This window comes from Cellulomonas jepli (assembly GCF_047229345.1).
Taxonomy (GTDB): Bacteria; Actinomycetota; Actinomycetes; order Actinomycetales; family Cellulomonadaceae; genus Cellulomonas_A.
Genome location: NZ_JBFTER010000030.1, coordinates 39,957 through 44,946 on the forward strand (window position 1 = coordinate 39,957; position 4,990 = coordinate 44,946).

The following is a 4,990-nucleotide window of genomic DNA, read 5'->3' on the forward strand; positions in this document are numbered from 1 at the left end:
CGGCGCACCACCCCCGGTCACCACGACCGACCCCGTCGAGGGACCCACCAGCGCCACCGGCACCGAGAAGCCGCTGCTCCCGACCGTGAACACCTGCGACCCGGGCAGCGCGAACGGCGCCGGCACGGAGACCGGCACGAGGCAGTACTGCCCCGGGTAGGCGGTGACCGGGAACGTCCCGTCCGCGCCGGTGCGCATCGTCGAGAACACGGTCGAGCACGAGGCGTTACGGACCTGGAGCACGGCGTCCCGCACCGGACCGCCACCACCGGTCACGACCACGGCGCCGGTGACGGCGGTGGGTGCGGGCGGGGCGGGCGTCGGGCCGGGCACGACGTCGCCCTGCCCGGTGAGCTCGACGCGGGCACGGCCGGCGTCGAGCGCGGTGATCCTCAGCGTGCGACCCGTGCCCGGCACCTCCCAGCCCGCGGACCCCAGCTGCGGGGTGACGAACGTGCCCGCGGCGGGCTGCAGGTCGAGGAGCTGGCTCGTGGGGATGCCCTGGCTGTCGACCTTGCGCAGGTGCACCTGGACCCCGGCCCAGGCGCTGTACCGCGTGTCGCGGCCGACGGCGGGCCGGAAGTCCACGAACAGCTCCCCCAGCCCGACCGGGATCCGCAGGGCACGCACGCCCTGGGCGCCGCCGAGCGGGGCGAGGTCGACGACCGTGGCCGTCGTCCCGGCCGTGCGGACGTCGACGAGCCCGAGGCTCGTGGCGAGCGCGGAGTTGAGGCTGCCGGTCGGTCGACCGCCCATGCCGATCCCCATGACGTCGGCGTAGTCGAGGTACTCCTCGTTGGTGCACGACCCGGACAGCGGCACCCGCTGGCCGTCCGCCGTGCAGACGGCGCGGTTGGCGTGGCCGAGCCCGAGGTTGTGGCCGAGCTCGTGCGCCAGCACGTCGAGCCACGGCACTCCGTTGAGCAGGATCATCGACCCCCGCAGCGTCGCCAGCCCGGCCCACGGGCACGCCGCGTACCGCGGGAAGTAGACCGCGACGTGCTGGTTGCTGCCGCTCGCGACGCCGGGGTGGGCGGCCAGCGCGTCGCTGAACACCCGGGCGGAGGCGCAGCCGACGGGCGCCGGGATCCGCGCCCAGTCGCGCACGTCGGACTGGACCGTGATGCGCCCGGCCGACTGCTCGGACCAGTAGGCGGCGGTCTCGGCGGCCAGGGTGCGCAGGGCCGCCGGTGTCGTGCCGTCGGGCTGCGTCCAGTACACCGGGAGGACGGTCAGCGTGTGGAGGCCGGTGACGGCGGCTGCCGTGCCGGGCTCGACGGACTCGGCACCGACCGTGGGGGTCGGCACGAGGTCCAGGACGGCCGCCTCGGCGGTCGCGAGGTCCTCGAGCACGTCCTCGACCGCGGACTCGACCGGGACGTCGAGGGTCAGGGTCACGTCCGAGCCGGGCTCGACGCCGTCGCCGGCTCCCTCGGGCAGCTCGTAGACCGCGTCGTCCACCGCGAGGAGGGGGACGGTCTCGAGCTCGCCCTCGACCGACGGCCCGGCGTGCGCCTCGCCGTCGTGGTGCTCGTCGCCGTGCGGGTCCTCGACCGCGAGCTCGTACGTGCCCTCGACGGTCACCGCCTCCGTGGCGGGCTCAGGGGTGGCGGGTTCGACGCTCGCCGGCCCGGCCAGCGCCGGCGCCGCCGCGCCCGGGGCGAACCCGAGGAGCACGGCGATCGCGAGGGCGGCGAGCCCCCGGAGGGTCGGACGCGACGACGCGACAGGACGCAGGCTCGGCATGGTCACCCGATCGGCCGCGTCCGTCCGCGTGTGAGGGGTTTTCGCACGATCTCCGGAGCAGCCGGTGTGACCTGGGCCACACCGGCTGCCGGGCGGGACGAGCACCCCACCGGCTGGTCAGCCGCGCGTGAGTGCGACCGCCACGTCGAACCGCTGACCGGACGTCACCGTGAAGGTCTGCCGGGCGGGCAGCGCGAACCCGGAGGGGACGCTGACCGGGACGAGGCAGTAGGTCCCCGGGTAGGCGGTGACGGGGAACGTCCCGTCGGCGCCGGTGCGCATCGTGGAGAAGGTCGTCGTGCACGAGGCGTTGCGCACCTCGAACACGGCACCCGCCACCGCGCCGCCGCCGCCGGTCGCCTTGACGCTGCCGGTGGAGGGACCCGTCAGCGCGACGGGGACGGTGAAGCCGTCCGCGCCGGCCACCGTGAACGTCCGGGTCGCCGGCGGGTCGAACGGCGCCGGGACCGAGACCGGCACCAGGCAGTACGTGCCCGGGTACGCCGTGACCGCGAACCTGCCGTCCGCACCGGTCCGCATCCGGGAGAACGTCGTCGAGCACGAGGCGTTGCGCACCTCGAACACGGCACCCGCCACCGGATCGCCGCCGCCGGTCACCACGACCGCACCCACCGACGCCGACGTCAGGTCCACCGCGACCCGGAACCCGGCCGCGTCGACCGTGAACGCCCGCGATGCCGGGGCCGCGAAAGGCGCCGGGACCGAGACCGGCACCAGGCAGTACGTCCCCGGGTACGCCGTCACCGGGAACGTCCCGTCCGCGCCGGTGCGCATCGTGGAGAACGTCGTGGAGCACGACGCGTTGCGCACCTCGAACACCGCACCGGCCACCGCGGCACCGCGCCCGCTCACCGCCACCGCACCCGTCACCGGGCCGGTCAGCGCGACGGGGACCGTGAAGCCGTCCGAGCCGCCCACCGCGAACGTCCGCGTCGCCGGCAGGTCGAACGGCGCCGGGACCGAGACCGGCACCAGGCAGTACGTGCCCGGGTACGCCGTGACCGCGAACCTGCCGTCCGCACCGGTCCGCATCCGGGAGAACGTCGTCGAGCACGAGGCGTTGCGCACCTCGAACACGGCACCCGCCACCGGATCGCCGCCGCCGGTCACCACGACCGCACCCACCGACGCCGACGTCAGGTCCACCGCGACCCGGAACCCGGCCGCGTCGACCGTGAACGCCCGCGATGCCGGGGCCGCGAAAGGCGCCGGGACCGAGACCGGCACCAGGCAGTACGTCCCCGGGTACGCCGTCACCGGGAACGTCCCGTCCGCGCCGGTGCGCATCGTGGAGAACGTCGTGGAGCACGACGCGTTGCGCACCTCGAACACCGCACCGGCCACCGCGGCACCGCGCCCGCTCACCGCCACCGCACCCGTCACCGGGCTGGCCAGCTCGAGCGGCACCGTGAACGTCCGCCCGGCGCTGACGGTGAACTGGTGCGTGGCCGGGGCCTGCAGCGGCGCGGGGACCGAGACCGGCACCAGGCAGTACGTGCCCGGGTACGCCGTCACGCCGAACGTCCCGTCGGACCCGGTACGCATCGTCGAGAACGTCGACGAGCACGACGCGTTGCGCACCTCGAACACCGCACCCGCGACGGGGGCGCCCCGGCCGGTCACCACGACCGTGCCCGAGACCGGCCCCGCAGGCACCTGGAGCTCCACCCGGAACCCGGACCCCGGCGCGACGACGAACGTCTGCCGTGACGGGATCCCGAAGCCGGCGGGCGCCCCGACGGGCACGGCGCAGTACATGCCGGGGAACGCGGCGACGGGGAACGTGCCGTCCGCGCCGGTCCGCATCGTGGAGTACACCTGCTGGCACTGGGCGTCCCGGATGTCGACGAGGACGCCGGCCACCGGCGTGGACCCGGAGACGGCGGCGACCTGGCCGCTCTGCGCGGTGCTGCTGTGCGCGCGCGCGAGCTCGGCGGCCCGCGCCCGGATCTGCCCCATCGCGGCGTACCCCTGCTGTCCCGGGCACGCCGTCGACGCGACGTCCCGGTGGGCGAAGACCACCGGGAGCGAGATGGTCGTGTTCGCGGGGATCTTCGAGTTCTCGCCGCCGAGCGTGTGGTAGCTCATCGAGCCCTGCGGGTCCGCGCCGTAGGCCGCGAGCCGCCAGGCGATGATGCTCGACACGCCCTCGAGCGTCGCCGCGCTCGGGGTGACCGACGAGTAGTCGCCGATCATCGAGACGCCCATCGTGCCGGTGTTGAAGCCGCCCGCGTGCACGCCGATCACGGCGCCGGTCATGCTCCCGGCACGCCCCTCGTAGACCGTGCCCCACTTGTCGACGAGGAAGTTGTAGCCGATGTCGCACCAGCCACGGGACTCCGTGTGGTACGCGTAGAACCCGCGGATGGCGGCCCGCGCCTCGGCCTGCGACGCGTACGCGTTCGTCGACGCGCTGTGGTGCACGACCGCGCCGACGAGCCGCTGCGCCGAGTCCGGTGCGCACGGCGTCGTGGCGGGCGCTCCCCACTCCGCCCGGCTGACGACGCCCGGTACCGCGGCGGACGCTGCGACGAACCCTGCCTGCTCGATGCGGGCGCCCTGCTCGCCCGCCGCCGTGCGTGCGGAGCCCGCCGGGTCCGCACCCGGGTCGACGAGCGAGACCGACAGCCCGTCCGGGCCGCCCGTCGGGGTCGCGGCGAAGCTCACCTGCACGGCGTCGGAGGCGCCGACCCAGACCGCGTCGGTCCCGTCGCGCGTCCCGGCTGCGTCCGCCGTCCCGGGGTCGGGGGTCTCGTCGGCGGGCTCGAACGAGCTCCACGAGGACCAGACGTCCCCGTCGCGCGTCCGCACCTGGGGGTCGAGCGTGCTGACGTCCGCACCCTCGGGCCACGTCAGCCCGACGAGCGAGAAGCCGTCGCTCTCGATGACCTCGGTCTCGACGCGGTCGGCCCCGAGCGGCTCGTCCGCGACGACGGTGCCGGCGGCCGTCCCGCTCGACCCGCGGTCGGTCGCGGTGTCCGGCGTCGCCGGGGTCGCGTCGGGGGCGGCCTCCGGGGTCTCCTGGGGTGCTGCCTCCGACGTGCCGTCGGGCTGCGCCTGCGGCGTCGACCCGGGCGTGGCCTCCGGGCTCGCGCCCGGCGCAGCCTCCGCGGTCGCGCCGGGCGCAGCCTCCGCGGTCGCGTCGGGCGCGGCCTGCGCACCCGCGTCCGACGCGACCTCCGCCGTCGCGTCGGGTGCGGCCTCGCGCGCCGCTCCGCCGGGC

General features: G+C 75.8%; 2 protein-coding genes. Both read right to left on the reverse strand.

Annotated elements, in window-relative coordinates; genetic code table 11:
* The coding region (locus tag AB6N24_RS09415; RefSeq protein WP_412869137.1) for a metallopeptidase domain-containing protein at positions 1 to 1,746 on the reverse strand (1,746 nt) is incomplete at its 3' end.
* A 117-nt stretch (positions 1,747 to 1,863) separates the two neighbouring features.
* The coding region (locus AB6N24_RS09420; RefSeq protein ID WP_412869138.1) for an N-acetylmuramoyl-L-alanine amidase at positions 1,864 to 4,990 on the reverse strand (3,127 nt) is incomplete at its 5' end.